The following is a 23,691-nucleotide window of genomic DNA, read 5'->3' as shown; positions in this document are numbered from 1 at the left end:
AGCCCCTACGCACTCCATCAGGCCACCACTACGCTGGAGCCATGCTTGGTCGCAGCTACGAGGGACAGAACTGCTCGGCCGCCCGCGCCCTGGAGGTCGTTGGCGAACGTTGGACCCTGCTGATCCTGCGGGACGCGCTGCTACGCGGCATGACCCGGTTCGGCGAGTTCCACACGAGCCTCGGGGTGGCCAAGAACGTGCTCTCCACCCGGCTGGACCGGTTGGTCACCGAGGGCCTGCTGGAACGCCGCCGCTACTCCGCCAAGCCCGACCACCACGAGTACCTGCCGACCGAGAAGGGCATCGACCTGCTGCCGGTGATCGTCGCTCTCGCTGCCTGGGGAGACCGCTGGGCGGCCCCGGACGGGCCCCCGGTGGTCTTCCGGCACGCCGACTGCGGCGCCCCGATCACGCAGGACCTCACCTGTCACACCTGCGGCCCCGTTCCCGCCGCCGCCGTCCACACGACCCCGGGACCGGGCATGCCCGAGCGACCCGCGGCTGCCCGCTGACGGCCGCGCGACGGGGCCGTCACCCGGCGCCCCTCCCCCTGGTGCGCGCGCCCACGGCCCCCACCCGCACCGTCTACCGTGGGGCGACCGCGCCCTCGTGGCGCACGCCGACACAGGGGGAGCCATGGTGGGCCAGCCGCTCAGCCGTCGCGGACTCAACCGCGCCACCCTGGACCGGCAACTGCTGCTGCGCCGCTCCCCGCTCCCCGTCATCGACGCCGTCGAGCACCTGGTCGGCCTCCAGGCACAGACCCCGCAGAGCTGGTACGTCGGCCTGTGGAGCCGGGTCGCCGGGTTCTGCCCCGAGCAGGCCGCCCGTCCGCTCGCCGACCGGGCCCTGGTCCGCATCGCCCTGATGCGCTCCACGATCCACCTCGTCAGCGCCGCCGACGCGATCGAACTGCGCCCCCTGACGCAGCCCGTGTCGGACCGGGACCTGACCCGGAGCTCCACCCACACCGCACCGCTGAGGGGTGTGGACACGGCCGCGCTGACCGCCGCCGGCCGGGAACTGCTCGCCCGGGGGCCCCTCACCAACAAACAGCTCGGCGCGGATCTGGGCGAACGCTGGCCCGACGTGCCCCCCGCCTCACTCGTCCACGCGATCCGCAGCCAACTCCCCCTGGTGCAGGTCCCGCCCCGAGGTCTCTGGGGCCGCAGCGGCCCGATAGCGCACACCACCGTGGAGACCTGGCTCGGCCGTGACCTGGCTCCCCGGCCCTCGCTCGACCGCATGCTCCTGCGCTTCCTCGCCGCGTTCGGCCCCGCCTCGGTGCGGGACGCGCAGACCTGGTGCGGCCTGACCCGCCTCGCCGAGGTGTTCGACCGGCTCCGGCCCGACCTGGTGGTCCTACGCGACGGGAGCGGCAGGGAGCTGTTCGACCTGCCGGACGCCCCCCGCCCCGACGAGGACGTGCCGGCCCCACCACGGTTCCTGTACGACTTCGACAACCTGCTGCTGTCCCACGCCGACCGCACCCGGGTGATCAGCGACGACCAGCCCAGGCAGCGGCACCCGGGAGCCGGGGGCACGCCGCAGCTCGTGCTGGTGGACGGCTTCACCGCCGGCGCCTGGCAGGTCGAGAGGAAAGGCGACGCGGCGACGCTGGCCGTGCGGCCCCACCGACCGCTCGCCACGCGGGACACCGCCGCGGTGGAGGAGGAGGGCGGCCGACTGCTGGAGTTCCTCGCCGCCGACGCCGCGACCCGGAACGTCGAGGTGCACCACCCGCCGGGGTGAACCGGCACGGCTCCGCCACGGTCGGGAGGGGCGGGACCCCGGGGGCGTCACGTCGTCGCAGCCGTCACGGTGTCACAGCCGTCACAGCTCGAAGCCGGTGAACCCGTACGCGGCGGGAACCGGGCCAGCACTGGCCCTGAGGGACGCCCCCGTCGCCGTCCCGCCCCGCACCGGGTCGCCGGTAGCCGGTCCGCCACCGGGAGCCCGGCACGCGCGAAGGGCTGAGACGTCACACGGGGACCAGCCGGACCCCGTGGCCGCACAGCTTGGTCATGTCGTCGACATCCGAGGTCAGCATGACGACCGGCCGCTGCTGCCGGAGCGCCCCCTCGGCGACGGCCGCATCGATGGCGTACTTGTGACCGTGCAGGCCGGCTCCTGTCAGCAGCGCCGAGGCCGCCTTCGCCTCCTCATCTCCCACCGGGATCACACGGAGGCCGGACAGCAGCCAGCTCAGCCGTGCCTTGTTGGTGCGGGCGTGCACGGCCTCGATGATGGTGAGCGCGCAGATCACCACTTCCATGCCACGCGAGCGCGCCTCCGCGACCAGGGCCACTACGGTCTCGTCATCAGCGAGCAGCTTGGAGAGTCCCTCGCTGTCAAGGACCAGCGTCCCCTCATGACTCAGCTTGCGGCGGGCCACTGGTCTTCCTCGGCGAACACCTCGTCGAACACCTGCCTCGCTCGCTGCTGCGCCTGCTCGGTCACCGGCCCCTTGCGGCTCTCGTAGTCCGCCAGGTACTCATCCAGCACCTGCCCCCTCAGCTCCCGCTCGACGGCCGCAGCGATGAACGCGGAAAACTCCCGTTTACCGACCCGGGCTCGGATCGCCTCCGCGGTCCCCTCAGGTAGCGACAGGCTGACCCGGGTCGCTGGTCCCTCTCCGATGCCGTACGTCATCTCAGACATGGAAGCGATTGTGTCAAAGGAGTAGGAAATCAGGAAGCCCTGCGCAACCCAGTCCCCATCCAGGAGATCCACGGGGGGGAGCCAGCGGCGGGCAGCTCCCCGACGCTCCGCTGAGCCAGGCGATCCGCCAGGGGAGAGAAGGCCGTCCCGTGCCCCGGAGAACACGGGCCACCAGAGGCTCACGCCCAACACCACCGTGCTGACACGTCGATGCGGGGATACGGGACAAGAACACCCCCCTGACCGCGTATCCGCAGGTCAGAGGGGGCTTCAGGTGTGGAGCCTAGGGGAGTCGAACCCCTGACATCTGCCATGCAAAGACAGCGCTCTGCCAACTGAGCTAAGGCCCCTCGGCGGTCGGCGGACGGCCGCCGGTGACCAGGGTACCGGGTGTCCGCGCCGGAGCCGAACGAGAAAGCCGGCACCGGGGGCGCCACGCCCGCCGCGTACCCTTCGTCCAGCGGCGGACGGCACCGCCGTCCGGCCGAGGACGACCACGAGCGTCCGCCACGCCCGCACCCGGACAGGCGGGAGGGGCGAGGTTTCCCAGGGGGACACCGAGCCGACCGGCACCACGGACGGCGCCGCACCGGCACTACGGGCGGCACCACGGACGGCGCCACGGCGCGGCGGAACGGGACGACGACGAGGTGGGGTGGAACGGGCCATGGGCGAGCTCTTCGCGGGTCGGTACGAACTGGCCGACCCGATCGGTCGTGGTGGGGTCGGTGAGGTCTGGCGGGCCTGGGACCACCGGCGAGGGCGTTACGTCGCGGCCAAGGTGCTCCAGCAGAGCGACGCCCACGCCCTGCTGCGGTTCGTCCGGGAGCAGGCGCTGCGGATCGACCACCCGCACGTGCTGGCGCCGACCGGCTGGGCCGCCGACGACGACAAGGTGCTGTTCACCATGGACCTGGTGCGCGGCGGCTCGCTGGCGCACCTGATCAGCCACTACGGCGCGCTGCCGCCCCGACTGGTGTGCACCCTGCTCGACCAGCTCCTCGCCGGGCTGACCGCGGTGCACGGCGAGCAGGTGGTGCACCGGGACATCAAGCCGGCCAACCTGCTGCTCGAGGCCACCGGCACGGCACGGCCCCACCTGCGGCTGTCCGACTTCGGCATCTCGGTGCGGCTCGGCGACGCCCGGCTCACCGAGACCCACCTGGTGGTGGGCACCCCCGGCTACTTCGCGCCCGAGCAGCTCCTCGGCGCCGACCCGGACTTCCCCCAGGACCTGTACGCGGTCGGTCTGGTGGCGATGTTCATGCTGACCGGGACCAGGCCGGACGCCGAGACGCTGTCCGCGTCCTACGTCTCCGGGGGTTTCCCGGCCGCCCCCGAGGGGGTGCCGCACGCCCTGTGGCAGCTCGTGGCCTCCCTGCTCAACCCGAACCCGGACGCCAGGTTCCGCACCGCCATCGGGGCGCGCAAGGCGCTCACCGCGGCCTGGGAACTCCTCCCCGACCCGCCCACCGACGCGGCGGACGGCGTCGACATCCCCGACCAGCTCGGGCCGCCGCCACCGGGGTTCGGTCCCCGGGGGCCGGCCCGTCCCCCCGCCGGGGCCACCGCACCGACCGATCCCCGCGCGGCGGGGCGGGGGCCGATACCCGGGCCGGCCGTCGGTCAGCCCCCGACGCCACAGCCGGCGGAACCGTCCACTCCGACCCCGACGGTCGCCTCGACGTCCGGGGACGACTTCCCGCTGGCCGCGCCGCGGACTCCGCCGGAGCCGCTGCCGGAGGTCGTACCGCCCCGGGCGCTGGCCGGCGTGCCCACCGTGACCCGCCCGGGCCCGACCCGGCCGACGGCTGTCTCTTCGCTGCCGGAGGGCGACCCCGGCTCGGACGTGCCGCCGACCGACCGCGACGACGACCGGGAACGGGTCCTGGTCCGGCGCCCCGGTCCACCGCGGACGGTGGTCGTCCCGGTCCTGCTGCTGGCCGCGGCGTGCTTCGCGGTGGGGTTCTGGGCACTGCTCACCGGATAGGTCAGGCGGGACCGGGCCGGCCCGCGGCGCGGCGGCGGGCGATCAGGGTCCAGCCGGCCAGCCCGAGCACCAGCGCGCTGCCGGTGCCCAACCCGGCCACCGCCAACACGGGCCTGACGTCGTCGGCCCCGGCGCCTCCCGGCACGACACCGCGGCGGGCAGCCGCCCGGTCGGCGTCGGTGACACCGAACCCGGCCGCCGTCGCGTCCCCGTCGTAGGGCGGCTCCTCCGCCTCGGCCGACTCCTCCAACCGGACCAGCACGTTGAGCGACACGCCACCGCTGACGAAGTCCGCCGTCTCCGGATGGAGGCTGACCGCCAGGTAGTACCACCCGGACATGCGCATGCTCTGGACCTCGTAGTCCGCGTCCGCGTCGTCGCGGTGGGCGTACGACACGGGGGCGGTGCCGAGCGCGGCGACCTCCTTCTCACCCGCGTACGGGCCCTCCTCCCAGGAGACCAGCCCCCGGGCGGGGTTGAACAGCTCCATCCGGATGCCCTCGGAGGCGTAGCCCCGGTCATCGGTGACCTGGTCCGCGTTGGCGAACCGCGCCTCGGCGAAGAGCTGCTCCCCCCACTCCACGGGCACCCGGTAGAAGAGGGTCTGCCCGGGCAGGATGCGGTCCCCCCAGACGCCCTGGCCGATGGCCGGCGCGTCCTCGAATCCGGTGCCGCCGCGGACCGGGCGCCGGTCCTGGGTGAGCCCGGCCGGCGGTGTCGCCGCCCACTTCCCGGGCGCGTCCGGCACCGGTTCGCCCTTCTCCAGCCCCGGTTCGACCATGAAGGACAGCTCCAGCGGCCACACGGCCTGGTCGGACTCCTCGTCGCTGATCCGCTCCACCGAGAACAGGTAGCGGTCCGCCCGTTGGCAGTCCAGGTCGGGGCCGATCCTGCGCACGACGTAGTCACCCACCGGCCGGGCGGCACCGTCGCTGTCGAAGGTGGGCTGCTCGTCGAAGCAGGTGGTGTCGTCGGCGCTCTCCAACTCCACCATGATCCCGTCGGAGTGGGCGACCGTGCTGCGGGGCTCGGGGAACGCGAACGCCGCCACGTAGGCGTCGGAGGTGGAGTCCAGGTCCACCGCGTAGTACTTCTTCTGCCCCGGGGCGATGGTGTCCCGGTAGCTCCCGGGCTCCAGGGCGGGGGCGTCGGTGCTGGCCCTGGTGCCCCTGACGACGGTGTCCGCCAACTCGTAGGGCGGCAACCGGTCAGGATCGGGGCCGTCCTCGGCGGCGACGGCGGGGAACTGGGCCGCTCCGACCGCCGCCAGCGCGCACACCGCCGCGACCCAGCCCCGGGCACCCTTCCCCATCCGCTTCACCCTCGCTCGTCCTTCGCCGTCCTTCGCCGTTCTGGCACGCCCGGTGGCCGGTCACCGGTTCCGGCGGGCCCACCGGGCAGCACAGCGTACGGAGCGGGGAGGACACGGAGCGGAACCGGGAAACGTCACGGCTCCGGCCGCCATGGCGACCGGAGCCGGAGGGAGGCTTTCACATCTGAGTCAGCGTGCGCCGGACCCGGCGGGAACGGAGTCGGTGGCCTCCGTCCACAGGTCCTCCTCGGCACGACCAGCCTGGATCTGGCGGTACACGAAGAGACCGCCGACAGCCGCCAGTGCGATCAGGAGAAACTTCTTCACCGCGCGACCTCTTCCTTGCGACATTGGAGAGTTGAGCACTTGGCACCCGCTGGAGCGAATGCACCGTGCGCCCGATGATACACACCGGCCGAGATCAATCGGTGACCTGGCCCGATACCCAAGCGCTCCCCAAGTCAAACTGACCCGCGGTGTCAGTCTGGTGCGCGACCGCCTCCCGGCCCGAACCCGGCGCCCGACGGCTCCCGGCCCCCCGTCCGAACCCGGCGGCCCCAACACGGACAGCCACGCCATCGACGGTCCGTCGCAACGGACAAGCCCGGCTCCGCCACGGGAAAAATCTTCCACGGCGGGAACCGGGCCAATGACCTGCGGTTTCTCTACTGGTGGGGCTAACAGGACTTGAACCTGTGGCCTCTTCCTTATCAGGGAAGCGCTCTAACCGTCTGAGCTATAGCCCCGAGCCGCACCGAAAGGCTAGCGCACCTCGGGGCGACTGCCCAAATCGGTTACTCGTCCTCGGCCAGGGTCAGCTCGACGCCACCCACGAATCCGGCGGAGAGGTTGTACAGGAAGGCAGCCAGGGTCGCCAGGGCCGTCGCCAGCACCACGTCGATGACCGCGATCAGCGAGGTGAACGTCAGCACCCGGGGCAGCGACAGGAACGACTCCAGGTCGAAGCCACCGTCGGTCCCGGAGCCCGTCGCCCCCATGATCGTGTCGCCGACGGTGCTGAACACACCGATCGCGTCCAGCACCATCCACAGCACCGCCACCGCCACCACGGTGCAGATGCCCAGCGCGATGGAGAGCAGGAAGCTGACCTTCATCACCGACCACGGGTCGGCCTTGGCGACCCTCAGCCGTGCCTTCCGGGTGCGCGGCACCGTCCGGGCCGCCGGGCGCGGGCGACGGCGCGCACCCGACGTGGCCCCACCGGCGCCGGACGGCCCAGCAGCGGCCCCCGGGTAGCCCTGGGGGCTCGCCGGTGCTGTGGCCGGAGGCGGATACGCCTGCGGCGGCTGGTGCGGCCGAGGCCCCTGGGGGTGCTCTCCAGCCCCGCCGTGGGAGGGGGCGTAGGCCGCCCGCCCTGTGCCACCTGCGGCGCCGCCCGGGGCTCCACTCATCAGTCCTCCTGCTCCCCGGGCTGCTGCCCGGCGCCCTCCGCAGCGCCCTCAAGAGAGGCCACCTCGACCTCTTCGGCCTCGGCGCCGGCCTCGGCGTTGCGGGCGATGCCCACCACGGCATCGCGCTTGCCCAGGTTGATCAGTTGGACGCCCATGGTGTCACGGCTGGTCTCCCTGACCTCGTTGACCCTCGTGCGGATCACTCCGCCACTGAGGGTGATGGCCAGGATCTCGTCACCCTCCTCCACCACGAGCGCACCGACGAGTGAGCCGCGGTCCTCGACGAGCTTAGCGGCCTTGATGCCCAGTCCGCCTCGCCCCTGGACCCGGTACTCGTCCACCTTCGTACGCTTCGCGTACCCGCCGTCGGTGGCGGTGAACACGAAGGTACCGGGGCGGACCACGTTCATCGACAGCAGTTCGTCGCCTTCCCGGAAACTCATGCCCTTCACGCCCGTGGTGGCACGGCCCATCGGCCGCAGGGCCTCGTCCGATGCGGTGAACCTAATCGATTGCGCCTTCTTGCTGACCAGAAGCAGATCATCTTCGGCCGAAACCAGTTCTGCGCCGATCAGCTCGTCGTCCTCGCGGAGGTTGATGGCGATCACGCCACCCGACCGGGGGGAGTCGTAGTCCTTCAGCGGGGTCTTCTTCACCAGCCCCGACTTGGTGGCGAGCACCAGGTAGGGCGCCGCCTGGTAGTCCCGCACCGCCAGGACCTGGGCGATGGCCTCGTCCGGCTGGAACGCCAGCAGGTTCGCCACGTGCTGCCCACGGGCGTCCCGCCCGGCGTCCGGCAGCTCGTACGCCTTGGCCCGGTACACCCGGCCCTTGTTGGTGAAGAACAGCAGCCAGTGGTGGGTGGTGGACACGAAGAAGTGGTCGACGATGTCGTCCTGCTTCAGCTTGGCGCCCCGCACCCCCTTGCCGCCGCGCTTCTGCGACCGGTAGTCCTCGGTCTTGGTCCGCTTCACGTAGCCGCCACGGGTGATCGTGACGACGATGTCCTCCTGGGCGATGAGGTCCTCGATGGACATGTCACCGTCGAAGGGCACCAGCTTGCTGCGCCGGTCGTCGCCGAACTTCTCCACGATCGCCGCGAGTTCCTCGCTGATGATGCCGCGCTGCCGTAGCGGGGACGCCAGGATCTCGGTGTACTCGTTGATCTTCGCCTGGAGTTCGTCGTGCTCAGCGGTGATCTTCTGCCGCTCCAGGGCGGCCAGGCGGCGGAGCTGCATCTCCAGGATGGCGTTCGCCTGGATCTGGTCGATCTCCAGCAGGTCCATCAGCCCGGTCCTGGCGACCTCCACCGTGGCCGAGGCCCGGATCAGCGCGATCACCTCGTCGATGGCGTCCAGCGCCTTCAGCAGACCGCGCAGGATGTGGGCCCGCTCCTCGGCCCGGCGCAGCCGGAACGTGGTCCGCCGGACCACCACTTCCACCTGGTGGGTGACCCAGTTGCGGACGAACGCGTCCAGGGACAGGGTCCGCGGCACCCCGTCCACCAGCGCCAGCATGTTGGCGCCGAAGTTGGTCTGCAGGTCGGTGTGCTTGTAGAGGTTGTTCAGGACGACCTTGGCGACCGCCTCCCGCTTCAGCACGATGACCAGTCGCTGGCCGGTGCGCGACGAGGTCTCGTCGCGGACGTCGGCGATCCCGCCGACCCGGCCGTCCTTCACCAGGTCGGCGATCTTCTGCGCCAGGTTGTCCGGGTTGACCTGGTAGGGCAGCTCGGTGACCACCAGGCACTGCCGGCCCTGGATCTCCTCGACCTCGACCACCGCCCGCATGGTGATCGAGCCGCGCCCGGTCCGGTAGGCGTCCTCGATCCCGCGGCGGCCCACCACCAGCGCCCCGGTGGGGAAGTCCGGGCCCTTGATCCGCTCGATCAGGGCCTCGAGCAGCTCCTCGTGTGAGGCCTCCGGGTGGGACAGCGCCCACTGGACACCCGCGGCGACCTCCCGCAGGTTGTGCGGCGGGATGTTGGTGGCCATGCCCACCGCGATGCCGGCAGAGCCGTTGATCAGCAGGTTGGGGAACCGGGCCGGCAGCACCGCCGGCTCCTGGGAACGGCCGTCGTAGTTGTCCGTGAAGTCGACGGTCTCCTCGTCGATGTCGCGGAGCATCTCCATGGCCAGCGGCGCCATCCGGCACTCGGTGTACCGCATGGCCGCCGCCGGGTCGTTCCCCGGCGAGCCGAAGTTGCCGTTGCTGTCCACCAGCGGCATCCGCATCGACCACGGCTGGGCCAGCCGCACCAACGCGTCGTAGATCGACGCGTCGCCGTGCGGGTGGTAGTTGCCCATGACGTCGCCGACCACCCGGGCGCACTTGTAGTAGCCCCGGTCCGGGCGGTAACCGCCGTCGTACATCGCGTACAGCACCCGGCGGTGGACCGGTTTCAGGCCGTCCCGCACGTCGGGCAGCGCCCGGGAGACGATCACGCTCATCGCGTAGTCGAGGTAGGAGCGCTGCATCTCCGTTTCGAGGCCCACGGGCTCGATGCGCAGCGTGCCCTCGGCGGGGCCTTCGGTGGGTGGCATCTCGTCGACCATCGCTGGTCCAGGTCCTTTCAGGAACAGCCCCTCGGGGCTGCGGCATACGGGCCGGCTCCTCGTGGGTCCCGGCCACCGGCCCGTCCTGGACGGGACTCAGGCGCCGCGGATCGTAAGGGCCCGGCGGGGGCTCCCCCGTGACCGGCCGGCCGGACGAACCGGCGGAGGCGCGGCCCCGGGGGCCGGGACGGGCGGGGAGGGAGGGGAGACGGGCCGGGAACGGTGGTGCCTTTCAGGTGTGGCCTCTCGGGTGCTGCCGCTTTCAGATGTCGAGGAAACGGACGTCCTTGGCGTTGCGCTGGATGAACGAGCGCCGCGCGTCCACGTCCTCCCCCATCAGCACGGAGAACAGGTCGTCGGCCTGGGCCGCGTCGTCCAGGGTCACCTGGCCGAGCACCCGGTGCTCGACGTCCATGGTGGTCACCCGCAGTTCCTCGGCGTTCATCTCGCCGAGGCCCTTGAACCGCTGCACCGAGTCGTCCTTGATCCGCTTGCCGTTCTGCCGGCCGAGCTCGATCAGGGCGTCCCGCTCACGGTCCGAGTAGGCGTACTCGAAGTCGTCCCGGGACCACTTGATCTTGTAGAGCGGGGGCCGCGACAGGAAGACGTGCCCCGCCTCGACCAGCGGACGCATGAACCGGAACAGGAAGGTGAGCAGCAGGGTGCTGATGTGCTGGCCGTCCACATCGGCGTCCGCCATCAGAATGATCTTGTGGTAGCGGAGCTTGGCGATGTCGAAGTCCTCGTGCACCCCGGTGCCGAACGCCGAGATCAACGCCTGGATCTCGGTGTTCTGCAGGATGCGGTCGATCCGGGCCTTCTCCACGTTCAGGATCTTGCCGCGGATCGGAAGGATCGCCTGGTACTGCGGGTCCCGGCCCGACTTGGCGGAGCCGCCCGCGGAGTCGCCCTCGACGATGAAGATCTCGCACTTCGCCGGGTCGTTGCTCTGACAGTCGCTGAGCTTGCCCGGCAGCGACGCGGTCTCCAACAGGCCCTTGCGGCGGGTGAGGTCCCGCGCCTTGCGGGCCGCCACCCGGGCCGTCGCCGCCTGGATCGCCTTGCGGACGATGTCCGCGGCTTCGTTGGGGTTGCGGTCCAGCCAGTCGTTGATGTGCTCGTGGACGACCTTCTGCACGAAGGTCTTGGCCTCGGTGTTGCCCAGCTTGGTCTTGGTCTGGCCCTCGAACTGCGGCTCGCCGAGCTTCACCGAGATGATCGCCGTCAGACCCTCGCGGATGTCCTCGCCGGTGAGGTTGTCGTCCTTCTCCCGCAGGAGCTTCTTCTCCCGTGCGTACCGGTTGACCAAGCTGGTCAACGCCGCCCGGAAGCCCTCCTCGTGGGTACCGCCCTCATGGGTGTGGATGGTGTTGGCGAACGAGTACACGCCCTCGGTGAACTGCGTGTTCCACTGCATGGCGACCTCGACCGAGATCATCCGCGCCTTGTCCTCGTCACCGAAGTCGATGACCGAGGGGTGCACCACCTCGCCCTTGCGGGAGTTCAGGTAGCGCACGAAGTCGGCGATGCCGCCCTCGTAGTGGTACCGCACCGACAGCGGGCTGCCGTCCTCGTTGGCGTGCACGGCCCGCTCGTCGGTCAGCGAGATGGTCAGGCCCCGGTTGAGGAACGCCATCTCCTGGAACCGGCGGGACAGCGTCTCGAACGAGTACTCCGTGGTCTCGAAGATGTCCGGGTCCGCCCAGAAGGTGACCGTGGTGCCGGTGTCCTGCACCGCCTCGTTCCTGGCCAGCGGAGCCGTCGGGGCACCCAGCTTGAAGTCCTGGGTCCACCGGTAGCCGTCCCGCTTGACCTCCACCGACAGGCGGGTGGACAGCGCGTTGACCACGGAGACGCCCACGCCGTGCAGACCACCGGACACGGCGTACCCGCCGCCGCCGAACTTGCCTCCGGCGTGCAGCACGGTGAGCACCACCTCGACCGCCGGTTTGCCCTCGCTGGGCACGACGTCCACGGGGATGCCCCGGCCGTTGTCCACGACCCGGACGGCACCGTCAGGCAGGATCGTCACGTCGATGGTGTCCGCGTGGCCGGCGAGGGCCTCGTCCACCGAGTTGTCAACGACCTCGTAGACGAGGTGGTGCAACCCACGCTCACCCGTGGTGCCGATGTACATGCCCGGTCGCTTACGGACCGCCTCGAGCCCCTCGAGAACGGTGATCGCACTGGCGTCATACGCCGTGCCGCCAGGCTCGGCGGCGGACGACGTGGATGGGATGTTGTCATGAGGATTGCCGGAATCGGCCACGAAGCGCCCTTTCTGGCACAGCACGAGCCGACTCCTCGGTGAGGGGGCGGCTGCGTCGTTCGGCACATGATCCGCAAGCGGCGGAGTATCTCCCAGTCTACCGGTAGCGCCGACATAGATGAGGCTTTGGCGGTGCCTGGGTTCCCATGTGCCGCGCTGAACCGCCTCCTATCAACTCCCCACACGCGGGGCAGGGCGCCAAGAGGCTGTAATGGGCGCTGAAGGCTTTCGGATGAGCACCCTCCGCAGTTGCCGTCCGCTTACCCGTAGGTGTCCCCGGGCCCCCGGCTCCCCGGTGCCCGCAACCGCCCCCGCGGTCCCGGCGGGGCAGCCGGCCCCCGCACCTTGATCAGCCGCACCGTGCCCTGCCCCAGGTCCTGGTTGAGCCGGGCCACGAGCTGCGGGGCGAGCAACCGCAACTGGGTCGCCCACGCCGTGGAGTCGCACGCCACGGTCAGCGCCCGCTCCTGCTGGTCGTAGCCGAGCGGACGGCAGTGCTGGGCCACCCCGGGCCCCACGAGCTGCGGCCAGCGGCCCATCACCCCGCCCACCGCCGCCGGTGTCTCCCAGCCGCGCTCGGTGATCAGCCGGTTCACCGCGACCCCCAGGGGCAACGGGTCCCGGCCGTCGGCCCGCGCCCCGGACCGCAGCCCGCCGCGCCGCGCCTGCCGCCGCCGCACCACCTCCTCGCCCCTGGCCCGCGCCTGCTCCCGGGCGGCCCGCAGCGCCACCCGGGCCAGGTCCACCCCCGAGGGGGCCGCGGGCGACGGAACGGAGGAGCCGGCCGGGCCGGCGGCGGAGGGCCCCACCGGCGGCCCCGCGGGTTGCTCGGGAACGTTCACGACACCCTCTCCACCACGCCGCCGTGGACCGAGAAGCGCGCCCCGACCAGCACCTCGGGCACGTCCTCGGGGACCGCCGCGGTCACCAGGACCTGCTCGCCCGGTGCCACCAGCTCGGCCAGCCGTTGCCGGCGCGCCACGTCCAGCTCCGCGAACACGTCGTCCAGGACCAGCACCGGCTCCCCCGCCCGTCGGCCCTCGCCCTCCTGGGCCGGGGGCAGCCCGGGCGGGTCCGGACTCTCCGCGCGCAGCAGGTCGTACGAGGCGAGCCGCAGCGCCAACGCCAACGACCACGACTCGCCATGGCTGGCGTACCCCTTCGCCGGCAGGTCACCGATGCCCAGCAGCAGGTCGTCCCGGTGCGGACCGACCAACGTCACCCCGCGCTCCAGCTCCTGTCCGCGCGCCTCACCGAGCGCGGCGAGGAGGGCCGACTCGAACCGCTCCCGCCCGCTCCCCGGGGCCCCGGCCGGCGCCGGCTCACCCGCGGTCCCGCGGTACTCGAGCGTCGCCGGCCCGCCTCCCGGCGCGAGCTGCTCGTAGGCCTTGCCCACCAGTGGCTGCAACGTCGCCACCAGGTCCCACCGGGCGGCGAGCAGCTCCCCGCCGGCCCGGGCCAGGTGCTGGTCCCACACGTCCAGGGTGGACAGGTCCACCCGGCCGCCCCTGGCCCTGCGCGCCCACACCGCGGACTTCAACAGGGCGTTGCGCTGTTTCAGCACCCGCTCGTAGTCCCCCCGGACCCCGGCCATCCGCGGGGAACGCGCAACGACCAGCTCGTCGAGGAACCTGCGGCGCTCCGCCGGATCGCCCTTCACCAGGGCGAGGTCCTCCGGCGCGAACAGCACCGTCCGCAGGATTCCCAGCAGGTCCCGCGGCCTGACCTGCGCCGACCGGTTGATCCGGGCCCGGTTGGCCCGCCCCGGGTTGATCTCCAGCTCCAGCAGCCGGCTGCGGTCCCCGGCCACCACCGCGCCCCGCAGCACCGCTCGTTCCGCGCCGTGCCGGACCAGCGGACCGTCCCCGGACACCCGGTGGCTGCCCAGGGTGGCGAGGTAGCCGACCGCCTCCACCAGGTTGGTCTTGCCCTGGCCGTTGGGACCGATCAGCGCGGTCACCCCCGGGTCGAGGGCCACCTCGACCCGGGGGTACGAACGGAAGTCGGCGAGCGACAGGTGGGAGATGTACATCCGGAGGTCATCCCTGGTGGTGCGCCAGCGTGCGGAACCGACCGCCCCGGGGGCCCGCCGGCGGTAGTGCCAGCCGAGGTTACTCGGCCTGGGTCACCGCGTGACCGCCGAACTGGTTGCGCAGTGCCGCGATCATCTTCATCTGGGGGGAGTCGTCCTGCCGGGAGGAGAACCTGGCGAACAGCGCGGCGGTGATCGCCGGCAGCGGCACCGCGTTGTCGATGGCGGCCTCCACCGTCCAACGGCCCTCGCCCGAGTCCTGGGCGTACCCCCGCAGCGAGGTCAGGTGCTCGTCCTCGTCCAGCGCGCGCACCGCCAGGTCCAGCAGCCAGGAACGGATCACCGTCCCCTGCTGCCAGTTGCGGAAGACCTCACGCACGTCGGTGACCGAGTCGGCCGCCTCGAGCAGCTCCCAGCCCTCGGCGAACGCCTGCATCATGGCGTACTCGATGCCGTTGTGGACCATCTTGGCGAAGTGCCCCGCACCGACCCTGCCCGCGTGCACCGCACCGAGGTCGCCCTCGGGCTTGAGGGCGTCGAAGACCGGCTGCACCTTGGCCACGTCCTCGGGCCTGCCCCCGTACATCAGGGCGTAGCCGTTCTCCAGGCCCCAGACGCCCCCGGAGACCCCGCAGTCCACGAAGCCGATCTCCCTGGCCCCCAGCAGGTCGGCGTGCTGCTCGTCGTCGGTCCAGCGGGAGTTCCCGCCGTCCACCACCACGTCGCCCGGGTCCAGCAGGTCGGCGAGAGCCTCGATGGTCGCCTTGGTGGCGTTGCCCGCGGGCACCATGACCCACACCACACGGGGCCCGGACAGCGCGTCCACAAGCTCCTTGAGGCTGTGGACGTCGGCGAGGTCCGGGTTCCGGTCGTACCCGATGACGGTGTGGCCGGCGCGGCGGAGCCGCTCCCGCATGTTCCCGCCCATCTTGCCGAGACCGATGAGACCGAGCTCCATCACAGACCCTTCACTCGTTGCGGTGCGTGCGGTGCCTCGAGAACGGCTGGACCTCGGTCCGCAGGCGCGCTCGAGCCTCCGCGGACGAGCCTACGCGGCGCCCTGGCCGACCGCCTCGGCCGGTCAGCCGGAGAGTCGCACCGGCATGATCAGGTAGCGGTAGGCCTCGTTGGCCTCGGCGTCGATGGCGGGCCGGCCGGAGAGCAGTGCGGGCTTGGTGTGGGTGGTGAAGGAGAGCTGGGCGACGGGTGAGTCGATCGCGGACAGGCCGTCGAGGAGGAACGTGGGGTTGAAGGCGATGGAGATGTCGTCGCCCTCCAGGCGGGCGTCGAGGCGCTCGGTGGCCTGGGCGTCGTCGCTGGAGCCGGCCTCCAGGGTGAGCACGTCCTGTTCGAAGGTGAGCCGGACCGGGGTGTTGCGCTCGGCGACCAGGGCGACGCGCTTGACCGCCTCCACGAACGGCGCGGTCTCGATGACCGCCACCGCGGAGAACTCGGTGGGGAACAGGGTGCGGTACTTGGGCAGGTCGCCCTCGAGCAGCCGGGTGGTGGTGCGGCGTCCCGCGCCCTCGAAGCCGATCAGACCCTCGCCCCCGCCGCTGCCGGCCAGGGCCAGGCTCACGGTGTCCCCGCTGGTCAGCGACTTCGCCGTGTCGAGCAGGGTCTTGGCGGGGACCAGCGCCACCGCGGACATGTCCGAGACCTCGGGCTTCCACAGGAACTCCCGGACCGCGAAGCGGTACCGGTCGGTGGCGGCCAGGGTGACGGTGTCGCCCTCGATCTCGATCCGCACGCCGGTGAGCACCGGCAGGGTGTCGTCGCGGCCGGCGGCGATGGCGACCTGGGCGACCGCGGCGGCGAACACGTCCCCGGGCACGGAGCCGGACGCCTCGGGCATCGCCGGCAGCGCCGGGTACTCGTCCACCGGCAGGGTGTGGAGGGTGAACCGGGAGCTGCCGCAGACGACGTTGACCCGCACGCCGTCGGTGGAGAGCTCCACGGGGCGGTTGGGCAGGGACCTGGAGATGTCGGCGAGCAACCGGCCGGAGACCAGCACCGTGCCCTCGTCCTCCACGTCGGCCTCCACCTCGACCCGCGCGGAGACCTCGTAGTCGAACCCGGACAGGCTCAGGGTGCCCGCGCTGGCCTTGAGCAGCAGGCCGGCCAGGACCGGCGCTGGTGGCCGGGCCGGGAGACTGCGCGCCGCCCAGGCCACTGCCTCCGCGAGGACGTCTCGCTCCACCCGGAACTTCACCGGAACCGCCTCCTGCTGTTGCTGGCCAATCTCTCGAGCTGTTGCCGGAGACAGTCTGACGCACCCGACGGACACCGGGGAGCCACAAGGGCACACCGAGGTGTCGACTAACCAACCGGCCGGTCTGCAATCGTCCACAGCGCCCACTTCGAACCGAAGCTCCCGGTATCTCAGTGTCGTCGTAGTAGTAGGGGTTGTGGATACGGTGGATAACCCTGTCCGGCGCAGGTCAGGCGCAGTTTTTTGTCCACCGAGCCTGTGCATGGGAGCAGTGGATAACCTGCCTCTGCTGTGGATGCAGAAGTAGTTATCCACAGTCATCCACAGGAACCCTGCGATTGTCCCCAGAGTGATCCACAAGTTTTACCCACGTTGTCCCCAGGGCAATCGTCACACTGGTGTGACGTCTTTCACTCCAGGCGGGGAAAAGGCATCTGATGTTGTCGAACAGTGGACAGAGGTGTGGAAAAGTGCCCCCAAGCTGTGCACAACTGGGGGTTCGCTGTGGGTAACCAGTGGACAACCGGAGACGCCGCTGAGGGCACCCAAGTTATCCACAGGCTGTGGATAGAGGTTGACCACATATCCCCATCCCCGCGAGCTGCGACGACGGGCCACCGGACAAGCTCCTGTGGAGGGAGACGGGGATAACCACAGCATCCCCAGGCTGTGGACGGGGAACCATGGCTGATTCTGTGGACAGTCTGCCGCTCGCCACCGGGTGTTCGAACGGGCCCCGACGCCGGATCAGCCCCGAACGCGGCTCCCCACGGCCGGCACGGCCGGCACGGACGCGGAGGAACACCCGTCGGTGGGAGACATCATGGACCGCCCCTCTGACAGCGCACGGGGACCTGCCGGAGCCCGCGGGCCGGACGGCCTGCCCCCGGGCGACGGGACAGGCCGTCCCGGGCAGGCCAGCTCCCCCGCCCGCCGCGGCCCCCGGACGGGCGTGGGGACGCGGGCGGCCGGGGCAAGGAGCAGGAGTGGCCGGGCCAAGGGCCGGGCGTGACCACACCAGGGGGCGGCGGGCGGCGGGCTGGGCGCGGGCCGGGGCCGTGGGAGGTGCCGCGGGGCGTTAGCTCTTGATCCGGTTGGTGAGCTCGGTGACCTGGTTGTAGATCGAGCGCCGTTCGGCCATCAGGGTGCGGATCTTGCGGTCGGCGTGCATCACGGTGGTGTGGTCACGGCTGCCGAACTGTGCCCCGATCTTGGGCAGCGACAGGTCGGTGAGTTCGCGGCACAGGTACATCGCGATCTGCCGGGCGGTAACGATGACCCGGCTCCTGGAGGGGCCGCACAGGTCGTCCACGGTCAGCCCGAAGTAGGAGGCGGTGGACGCCATGATGGTCGCCGCGGTGATCTCCGGGCCGGTGTCGTCGCCACCCGGCATCAGGTCCTTCAGCACCGTTTCGGTGAGCTGGAGGTCCACCGGCTGGCGGTTGAGGCTGGCGAAGGCGGTGACCCGGATCAGGGCGCCCTCGAGTTCCCGGATGTTGCGGGAGATCCGGCTGGCGATGAACTCCAGCACCTCGGGGGGCGCGTTGAGCTGCTCCTGGATCGCCTTCTTGCGCAGGATGGCGATCCGGGTCTCCAGCTCGGGCGGCTGGACGTCGGTGATCAGACCCCACTCGAACCGGTTGCGGAGCCGGTCCTCCAGGGTGACCAACTGCTTGGGCGGGCGGTCGGAGGAGATGACGATCTGCTTGTTGGCGTTGTGCAGGGTGTTGAAGGTGTGGAAGAACTCCTCCTGGGTCTGCTCCTTCGTCTCCAGGAACTGGATGTCGTCCACCAGCAGGATGTCCATGTCGCGGTAGCGCTTGCGGAAGCCGTCCGCCTTGCCGTCGCGGATGGAGTTGATGAACTCGTTGGTGAACTCCTCCGAGCTGACGTAGCGCACCCTGGTGCCCTCGTAGAGGCTGCGCGCGTAGTGCCCGATGGCGTGGAGCAGATGGGTTTTCCCCAATCCGGATTCGCCATAGATGAACAGCGGGTTGTACGCCTTTGCTGGTGCCTCGGCGACGGCAACCGCCGCGGCGTGGGCGAAGCGATTACTGGCGCCGATCACAAAGGTGTCGAACAGGTATTTGGGATTGAGCCGCGCGGCCGGTTCCACCGGGCCGTGGCTCGATCCGCTCCGGGACCGGTGCTGTGGGGGGCTCCCGCCGGGGTCCTCGCCCCGGGCCTCCCCCCTGCCCTCGGGCAGCCGGTGGTGCTCACCGCGCTGGACCGGCGGCCCCGAGGGCTCGAGCGACTGCTGTGTGCGGCGGCCGGGGGACCCGGACCAGCGGTCCCCCGGGTCGTAGTCGCCCCCCGGGTAGTCGCCCCCCGGGTAGGAGTCGTCGGGGTAGCCGAGCCGTGGCTGCTGCCAACTGTCCCGTTCGGAATGGCTGGAATCCGTCGTGTGGCTGGGGGACTGTGGGTATCCGGCGCGCCGGCGCAACACCGGTCCGTCCTGGGCGTCGGACCGGTCGTAGTCGGAACGGTGGCCCCGCTGGGCGTACTCGTCGGACTCCGTGGGGCGGGGCCTGCCGGGGAAACGGGCACCTGTCGGAGCCGGTCCGTCGAGCGGGCCCGGCCGGCGCCCCGACGGTGACGGCGGCGGGGCGGGCACGGGCGCGGTGTTCTGCTGGGCGGTGGCGCCCGCGGCCGGGTCGACGGTGACCGCGATCCGGATCGGCCGGCCGAACTCGTCGCTCAGCCCCTCGGTGATCTGCTTGAGCAGGCGGCCCTCGAGAACGGTCTTGGCGAACTCGTTGGGCACCGCGAGCAGCGCGGTGTCGGAGACCAGGGCGAGTGCCTGGCTGGTCCTGAGCCAGTGCCGGTCCTTGGCCCCCACCCCGTCGTCGGCGCTCAGTCGGTCCACGACCCTGGCCCACCCTGCGGCAAGATCCGCGGTTACGTCAGCCACAGTGCACGCTCTCTCGCTTTGGGGGTGGGATTCGCACCGGCCCCCGTCGGGTGGGCACCCCGGCGTTGACCCAGCGGGCCGGAGCCGGTGAAGTCCAGCAACGGTAATCAGCGGGCCTGTGTGCTTCAAGTTGTTGTCCACAGGCTGTGCATAAATGTGCCACGCGCCCAGAACGGGCGGTGCGGGGCCCTGGTGCCGGGCTCCGCGGTTTGACCGGATGGCGTAGTCGCGCGTACCGTGACCAGGTCGAGTTGTCGATGGCTGCTGCCGCATGCCTCCGAGGGGCCAAGATCACAAGCGCTTCGGTGATCGGGAAGCGGTGCACCACTGAGGCGTATCGCGAGCCATCTCGTGGGCGCACGGTGACAGCCAGGCGACGCCCCGCAGTCACGATTCTTCCTGGAGCCCTCGAGTGAGCAAGCGCACCTTCCAGCCGAACAACCGCCGCCGCGCGAAGACCCACGGCTTCCGGCTGCGCATGCGCACCCGTGCCGGCCGCGCGATCATCGCGTCCCGCCGCAGCAAGGGCCGCGGGCGCCTGTCCGCCTGATCGCATCAGGCCAGGTTATGCCGTGCTGCCCACTGAGAACCGGCTGCGGCGGCGCCAGGACTTCGCCACCGCGGTGCGCCGCGGGCGTCGGGCTGGCCGTCCGCACCTGGTCGTGCATCTGAGCGGCGGCCACCCACCCGTCAGGGACACCAGGGACCCGCACGCCACAGGGGGAACGCCCCCGAGTGCGCGTGCGGGTTTCGTCGTCGGTAAGGCGGTGGGCCCCGCCGTGCAGCGCAACCTGGTGAAGCGGAGGCTGCGGCACCTGGTGCGGGAACGGCTCGCTCTGCTGCCGCCCGGTAGCCTGATAGTCGTACGGGCGCTCCCCGGCGCGGGCACCGCGGACCACGGGGAACTCGCCCGGGACCTGGACGCCGCGCTTCGACGGCTCTTGCCGGCCAAGGCAGGAGGGGCGAGATGAAGTACCCGCTGCTCGGGCTGATCAAGTTGTACCAGTGGACCATCAGCCCGCTGCTCGGGCCCGTGTGCAAGTACTACCCCTCGTGCTCCCACTACGGGTACCAGGCGATCGACCTGCATGGCGCGGTGAAGGGGACGGCGCTGACCGTCTGGCGGATCCTGCGTTGTAACCCCTGGTCGGCCGGAGGAGTCGACCACGTGCCGCCGCGCAAGCGGCCACCGATCTTCCGGCGCGCCACCACCGGTGGAGCCGACAACAGCCCGGCGCCCACGCCCGCGCCCGATGCCCAAGGAGCCTGACCGTGGGTCTGTTGAACCCGCTCTATGACGCAGTGTCATGGATCATCGTCCAGTTCCATTCGCTGTACAGCCACGTCTTCGACAAGGACAGCGGGTGGGCGTGGGGCCTGTCCATCGTTTCGCTGGTGATCGTGATCCGGATCTGCCTGATCCCGCTCTTCGTGAAGCAGATCAAGGCGACCCGGAACATGCAGGCGCTCCAGCCGAGGATGAAGGCGATCCAGGAGCGCTACAAGAACGACCGGCAGCGCCAGTCCGAAGAGATGATGAAGCTGTACAAGGAGACGGGCACCAACCCGTTCTCCTCGTGCCTGCCGATCCTGGTGCAGTCCCCGTTCTTCTTCGCCCTGTACCACGTGCTGACCCGCATCGCCAACGGCCACGAGGTCGGTGTGATCCGCGGGGACAAGGCACACCTGGTGGACAGCGCCCGTGAGGCCAAGATCTTCGGGGCCCCGATCGCGGCGAAGTTCATGGACAGCCAGGAGAAGCTCGACCAGTTCACCGCCACGCTCACCGACGTGCGCGTGGTCACGGTCATCATGATCGTGCTGATGTCGCTGTCGCAGTTCACCACGCAGCGGCAGCTCATGACCAAGAACGTCAACCTGACGGTGAAGACGCCGTTCATGCAGCAGCAGAAGATGCTGATGTACGTCTTCCCGATCGTGTTCGCGGTCTTCGGCATCAACTTCCCGGTGGGTGTGCTCGTCTACTGGCTGACCACCAACTTCTGGACCATGTGCCAGCAGCTCATCGTCATCCGGCGGAACCCGACCCCGGGCAGCAAGGCGTTCGAGGCCCGCCAGGAGCGGCTGAAGGCCAAGGGCAAGGGCCTGGACCCGAAGACCGGCAAGGTCGTCCCGCTGGAGAAGGCCACCGCCCCGGCCGCGGCCGCGGAGACCGCCACGGTCCGGCGCCAGCAGCCGAAGCGACAGACCAAGGCCAAGCGCCAGACCGGAGGCACCGCGACACGGCAGCAGCCGGGCGGGTCGGAGTCGCCGCAGGACGCCGAGGGGCCGTCCGACGCCGGGGGCTCCGGGAAGGCCGCACCGGGCAAGGGAGAGTCCGGTGGGGCGCCGGACACCGAGAAGACGTCCTCCGGTCGGTCGTCGGCCACCGGGGACAGCCAGGACGCCGGCCGGACCAAGGACAAGTCGCCGCAGGACCGGCCCCGCCAGGGTTCGTCCTCGTCGTCGGCCCAGTCCAACCGGTCGCAGGGAGGCCAGCAGCGCAAGGGCGGCAAGGGCGGACGGCAGGGCAAGGGCGGCAAGCCCCGTCAGCCGACCGGCTCCCGTCCGGGCAAGAAGTAGTCCTCGGGCGGCCGACGGGGGCGGACCCGCCCCCGTCGGCCGCCGACCGACGTCTCCGCTGTGACGTCCAAGGCCGACCCCCACCACCCCGCACCGCAAGATCCAGAAGGAGTCCATCCGTGACGGACACCACCCCCGCTACCGAGGGCAAGGTCTCCGACCCCGCCGACGGCGACGGCCTGACCAAGCTCGAGCAGGAAGGGGAGATCGCGGCCGACTATCTCGAGGGCCTGCTGGACATCGCTGACCTCGACGGCGACATCGACATGGACGTCGAGGGCGACCGTGCCTCGGTGTCGATCGTCGTTCCTGACGACGCCACCTCGGGCCGTGACCTGCGCAAGCTCGTCGGCCGGGACGGGGAGGTCCTGGAGGCCCTCCAGGAGCTCACCCGACTGGCGGTGCACCGGGAGACCGGCGACCGCAGCCGGCTGATGCTGGACGTCGCCGGGTTCCGGGCGCGCAAGCGCGAGGAGCTGGCCGAGATCGGCGCCAAGGCGGCCGAGGAGGTCAAGGGCAGCGGGGAGCCGGTGAAGCTCCGCCCGATGACGCCGTTCGAACGTAAGGTCGTGCACGACGCGGTTGCCGCCGCCGGGCTGCGCAGTGAGTCCGAGGGCGAGGAGCCGCAGCGCCGGGTGGTCGTCCTCCCGGTCTGACGCGGCCGGGTGCGGAAGTGACGAGTCGGCCCCGCCTGTTGATGGGACAGGCGGGGCCTTGTCGTGTGCCAGCCTGGTGTTCACCGGGAAACAGGAACCTCTCCCGTCCCCTGGCGGGGGTCGGGAGGGCCGAAGGGAAGGGCGGTTCCGTGGTCGAGGCAGCGAGGGTACCGGCGGCGCCGGACGAGGCGCACACGGTGTTCGGCGAACACTTCAGCCAGGCCGTGCGGTACGCGGAGCTCCTCGCGGACATCGGGGTGGGGCGTGGGCTGATCGGTCCGCGGGAGGTTCCCCGGTTGTGGGAGCGCCACCTGATCAACTGCGCGGTGCTCGGCGAGGTGGTGCCCGAGGGCGTGTCCGTGTGCGACGTCGGTTCGGGTGCCGGGCTTCCCGGTATCCCCTTGGCACTGACCCGGCCGGACCTGCGGATCACCCTCCTCGAACCGCTGCTGCGTCGGACGATCTTCCTCCAGGAGACCGTGGAGGAGCTGGGCCTGGACAACGTGACCGTGGTGCGGGGACGGGCCGAGGAGGTGGCCGGCAAGCTGCCTCCGGTGGACGTGGTGACCGCACGGGCGGTGGCGCCGTTGGAGAGGCTCGCCGGGTGGGGGCTTCCCCTGCTGCGTCCCCGTGGGGAGATGCTGGCGTTGAAGGGGGAGACGGCGCAGGAGGAGCTGACGTCGGCCCGGGACGTGCTGCACAAGCTGGGCGCGGTGGAGTGGTCCGTGGTGCGGGTCGGTGCCGAGGTCTCCGAGACCCCGGCGACGGTGATCCGGGTGTTGGTGGGGGAGAGCCCGGGAGGTGTGCGCGCCGGTGCCCGCAGGGCCAAGGCGGTACGGGCCAGTCGTGCGGCGCGTGGTGGTGGTGGGCGCCGACGCCGCTGAGCCCCGGGGGCCAAGCAGGCAAAACGGAGTGTCGCTTGGCAAAACGGACCACGCTGTGGGCATCGTGTTTCACGTGAAACGTCGCTCGCTGCTGCCGGGAATCCTCAGCCGTGGTCGCGCCGCGACCGCACGTGCCGTCAACTCCGAGAAAAAAGCACATTCCAGCGTCGAAGGAGAGGTTTCCTCCCCCGAACCACGAACCGCTGTGGTTTCT

General features: G+C 71.0%; 20 protein-coding genes, 2 tRNA genes and 1 pseudogene. 9 read left to right on the top strand and 14 right to left on the bottom strand.

The genetic code is table 11. The features are described 5' to 3' along the window. Window positions 1-41 precede the first annotated feature (41 nt). Window positions 42-512 carry a winged helix-turn-helix transcriptional regulator gene (locus A3IG_RS0114095; RefSeq protein WP_018384216.1) on the top strand — a complete coding sequence of 157 codons (471 nt, stop codon included), beginning with the start codon at window positions 42-44 and terminating at the stop codon, window positions 510-512. A 124-nt stretch (window positions 513-636) separates the two neighbouring features. Beyond that, entirely contained in the window at window positions 637-1,752 is a 1,116-nt protein-coding gene (locus A3IG_RS0114090) for a winged helix DNA-binding domain-containing protein (RefSeq protein ID WP_018384215.1), read from the top strand. 229 nt (window positions 1,753-1,981) lie between these two features. On the opposite strand, the gene A3IG_RS0114085 is transcribed toward A3IG_RS0114090, so the two are convergent. The 3 genes from A3IG_RS0114085 to A3IG_RS0114075 form a co-directional block, all read right to left on the bottom strand. Then, window positions 1,982-2,395 carry a hypothetical protein gene (locus A3IG_RS0114085; RefSeq protein WP_018384214.1) on the bottom strand — a complete coding sequence of 138 codons (414 nt, stop codon included), beginning with the start codon at window positions 2,393-2,395 and terminating at the stop codon, window positions 1,982-1,984. Next, window positions 2,377-2,661: a hypothetical protein gene (locus A3IG_RS0114080; RefSeq protein WP_026220257.1), complete on the bottom strand. Its 285-nt coding sequence runs from the start codon at window positions 2,659-2,661 to the stop codon at window positions 2,377-2,379. The genes A3IG_RS0114085 and A3IG_RS0114080 overlap by 19 nt, the downstream gene beginning before the upstream one ends. Before the next feature lie 277 nt (window positions 2,662-2,938). After that, window positions 2,939-3,011 (bottom strand) — tRNA-Ala (locus A3IG_RS0114075). A 317-nt stretch (window positions 3,012-3,328) separates the two neighbouring features. Here A3IG_RS0114075 and A3IG_RS0114070 point away from each other — a divergent pair. Beyond that, on the top strand, window positions 3,329-4,651 hold the full coding sequence (locus tag A3IG_RS0114070) for a serine/threonine-protein kinase (protein ID WP_018384212.1): 1,323 nt from the start codon (window positions 3,329-3,331) through the stop codon (window positions 4,649-4,651). A 1-nt stretch (window position 4,652) separates the two neighbouring features. Here A3IG_RS0114070 and A3IG_RS29730 read toward each other — a convergent pair whose 3' ends face one another. From A3IG_RS29730 to dnaA, 11 genes and pseudogenes are all read right to left on the bottom strand, one after another. After that, on the bottom strand, window positions 4,653-5,972 hold the full coding sequence (locus tag A3IG_RS29730) for a hypothetical protein (protein WP_051087496.1): 1,320 nt from the start codon (window positions 5,970-5,972) through the stop codon (window positions 4,653-4,655). Window positions 5,973-6,152: 180 nt separating this feature from the next. Beyond that, the gene (locus A3IG_RS34560) at window positions 6,153-6,290 is read right to left on the bottom strand and encodes a DLW-39 family protein (protein WP_018384210.1); all 138 of its coding nucleotides are present in this window, start codon (window positions 6,288-6,290) and stop codon (window positions 6,153-6,155) included. 342 nt (window positions 6,291-6,632) lie between these two features. After that, window positions 6,633-6,709, bottom strand: a tRNA-Ile gene (locus tag A3IG_RS0114055). A gap of 48 nt (window positions 6,710-6,757) precedes the next feature. After that, complete coding sequence (locus tag A3IG_RS32595) at window positions 6,758-7,375, bottom strand: DUF3566 domain-containing protein (RefSeq protein ID WP_078500474.1); 618 nt, start codon at window positions 7,373-7,375, stop codon at window positions 6,758-6,760. Next, window positions 7,375-9,930, bottom strand: a complete 2,556-nt coding sequence (gyrA, locus tag A3IG_RS0114045) for a DNA gyrase subunit A (RefSeq protein WP_018384208.1) — start codon at window positions 9,928-9,930, stop codon at window positions 7,375-7,377. The genes A3IG_RS32595 and gyrA overlap by 1 nt, the downstream gene beginning before the upstream one ends. Window positions 9,931-10,192: 262 nt before the next feature. Beyond that, window positions 10,193-12,223 (bottom strand): DNA topoisomerase (ATP-hydrolyzing) subunit B, encoded by a 2,031-nt coding sequence (gene gyrB, locus A3IG_RS0114040; RefSeq protein ID WP_026220256.1) that lies wholly within the window; start codon window positions 12,221-12,223, stop codon window positions 10,193-10,195. A gap of 236 nt (window positions 12,224-12,459) precedes the next feature. Then, window positions 12,460-13,041, bottom strand: a complete 582-nt coding sequence (locus A3IG_RS0114035; protein WP_018384206.1) for a DUF721 domain-containing protein — start codon at window positions 13,039-13,041, stop codon at window positions 12,460-12,462. Further along, the gene (recF, locus tag A3IG_RS0114030; RefSeq protein ID WP_018384205.1) at window positions 13,038-14,231 is read right to left on the bottom strand and encodes a DNA replication/repair protein RecF; all 1,194 of its coding nucleotides are present in this window, start codon (window positions 14,229-14,231) and stop codon (window positions 13,038-13,040) included. The genes A3IG_RS0114035 and recF overlap by 4 nt, the downstream gene beginning before the upstream one ends. Window positions 14,232-14,310: 79 nt before the next feature. After that, a pseudogene (gene gnd / locus A3IG_RS0114025) lies at window positions 14,311-15,204 on the bottom strand (phosphogluconate dehydrogenase (NAD(+)-dependent, decarboxylating)); the annotation flags it as partial. 108 nt (window positions 15,205-15,312) lie between these two features. Further along, a complete protein-coding gene (gene dnaN / locus A3IG_RS0114020; protein WP_018384203.1) occupies window positions 15,313-16,443 on the bottom strand; it encodes a DNA polymerase III subunit beta in 1,131 nt (376 codons plus the stop codon). A 1,078-nt stretch (window positions 16,444-17,521) separates the two neighbouring features. Further along, window positions 17,522-19,354 (bottom strand): chromosomal replication initiator protein DnaA, encoded by a 1,833-nt coding sequence (gene dnaA, locus A3IG_RS0114015; RefSeq protein WP_051087495.1) that lies wholly within the window; start codon window positions 19,352-19,354, stop codon window positions 17,522-17,524. A gap of 412 nt (window positions 19,355-19,766) precedes the next feature. Between dnaA and rpmH the strand changes: the two genes are divergently transcribed. The 6 genes from rpmH to rsmG all read left to right on the top strand — a co-directional run bounded on the left by rpmH (window position 19,767) and on the right by rsmG (window position 23,477). Next, window positions 19,767-19,904: a 50S ribosomal protein L34 gene (gene rpmH / locus A3IG_RS0114010; RefSeq protein ID WP_018384201.1), complete on the top strand. Its 138-nt coding sequence runs from the start codon at window positions 19,767-19,769 to the stop codon at window positions 19,902-19,904. A 22-nt stretch (window positions 19,905-19,926) separates the two neighbouring features. Continuing rightward, window positions 19,927-20,325, top strand: coding sequence for a ribonuclease P protein component (rnpA, locus tag A3IG_RS0114005; RefSeq protein ID WP_018384200.1), 399 nt, complete (start codon window positions 19,927-19,929; stop codon window positions 20,323-20,325). Then, window positions 20,322-20,624 (top strand): membrane protein insertion efficiency factor YidD, encoded by a 303-nt coding sequence (yidD, locus tag A3IG_RS0114000; RefSeq protein WP_018384199.1) that lies wholly within the window; start codon window positions 20,322-20,324, stop codon window positions 20,622-20,624. Before rnpA ends, yidD begins: the two co-directional genes overlap by 4 nt. A 2-nt stretch (window positions 20,625-20,626) precedes the next feature. Further along, entirely contained in the window at window positions 20,627-21,937 is a 1,311-nt protein-coding gene (gene yidC, locus A3IG_RS0113995; protein WP_018384198.1) for a membrane protein insertase YidC, read from the top strand. Window positions 21,938-22,056: 119 nt separating this feature from the next. Further along, window positions 22,057-22,593, top strand: coding sequence for a Jag family protein (locus A3IG_RS0113990; RefSeq protein ID WP_018384197.1), 537 nt, complete (start codon window positions 22,057-22,059; stop codon window positions 22,591-22,593). 149 nt (window positions 22,594-22,742) lie between these two features. Next, the gene (gene rsmG / locus A3IG_RS0113985) at window positions 22,743-23,477 is read left to right on the top strand and encodes a 16S rRNA (guanine(527)-N(7))-methyltransferase RsmG (protein ID WP_018384196.1); all 735 of its coding nucleotides are present in this window, start codon (window positions 22,743-22,745) and stop codon (window positions 23,475-23,477) included. Window positions 23,478-23,691: the final 214 nt, after the last annotated feature.

Origin of the sequence: Wenjunlia vitaminophila DSM 41686 (genome assembly GCF_000380165.1) — a bacterium.
GTDB classification, from domain to species: Bacteria; Actinomycetota; Actinomycetes; order Streptomycetales; family Streptomycetaceae; genus Wenjunlia; species Wenjunlia vitaminophila.
This window is presented reverse-complemented; position numbering and strand designations above follow the sequence as displayed.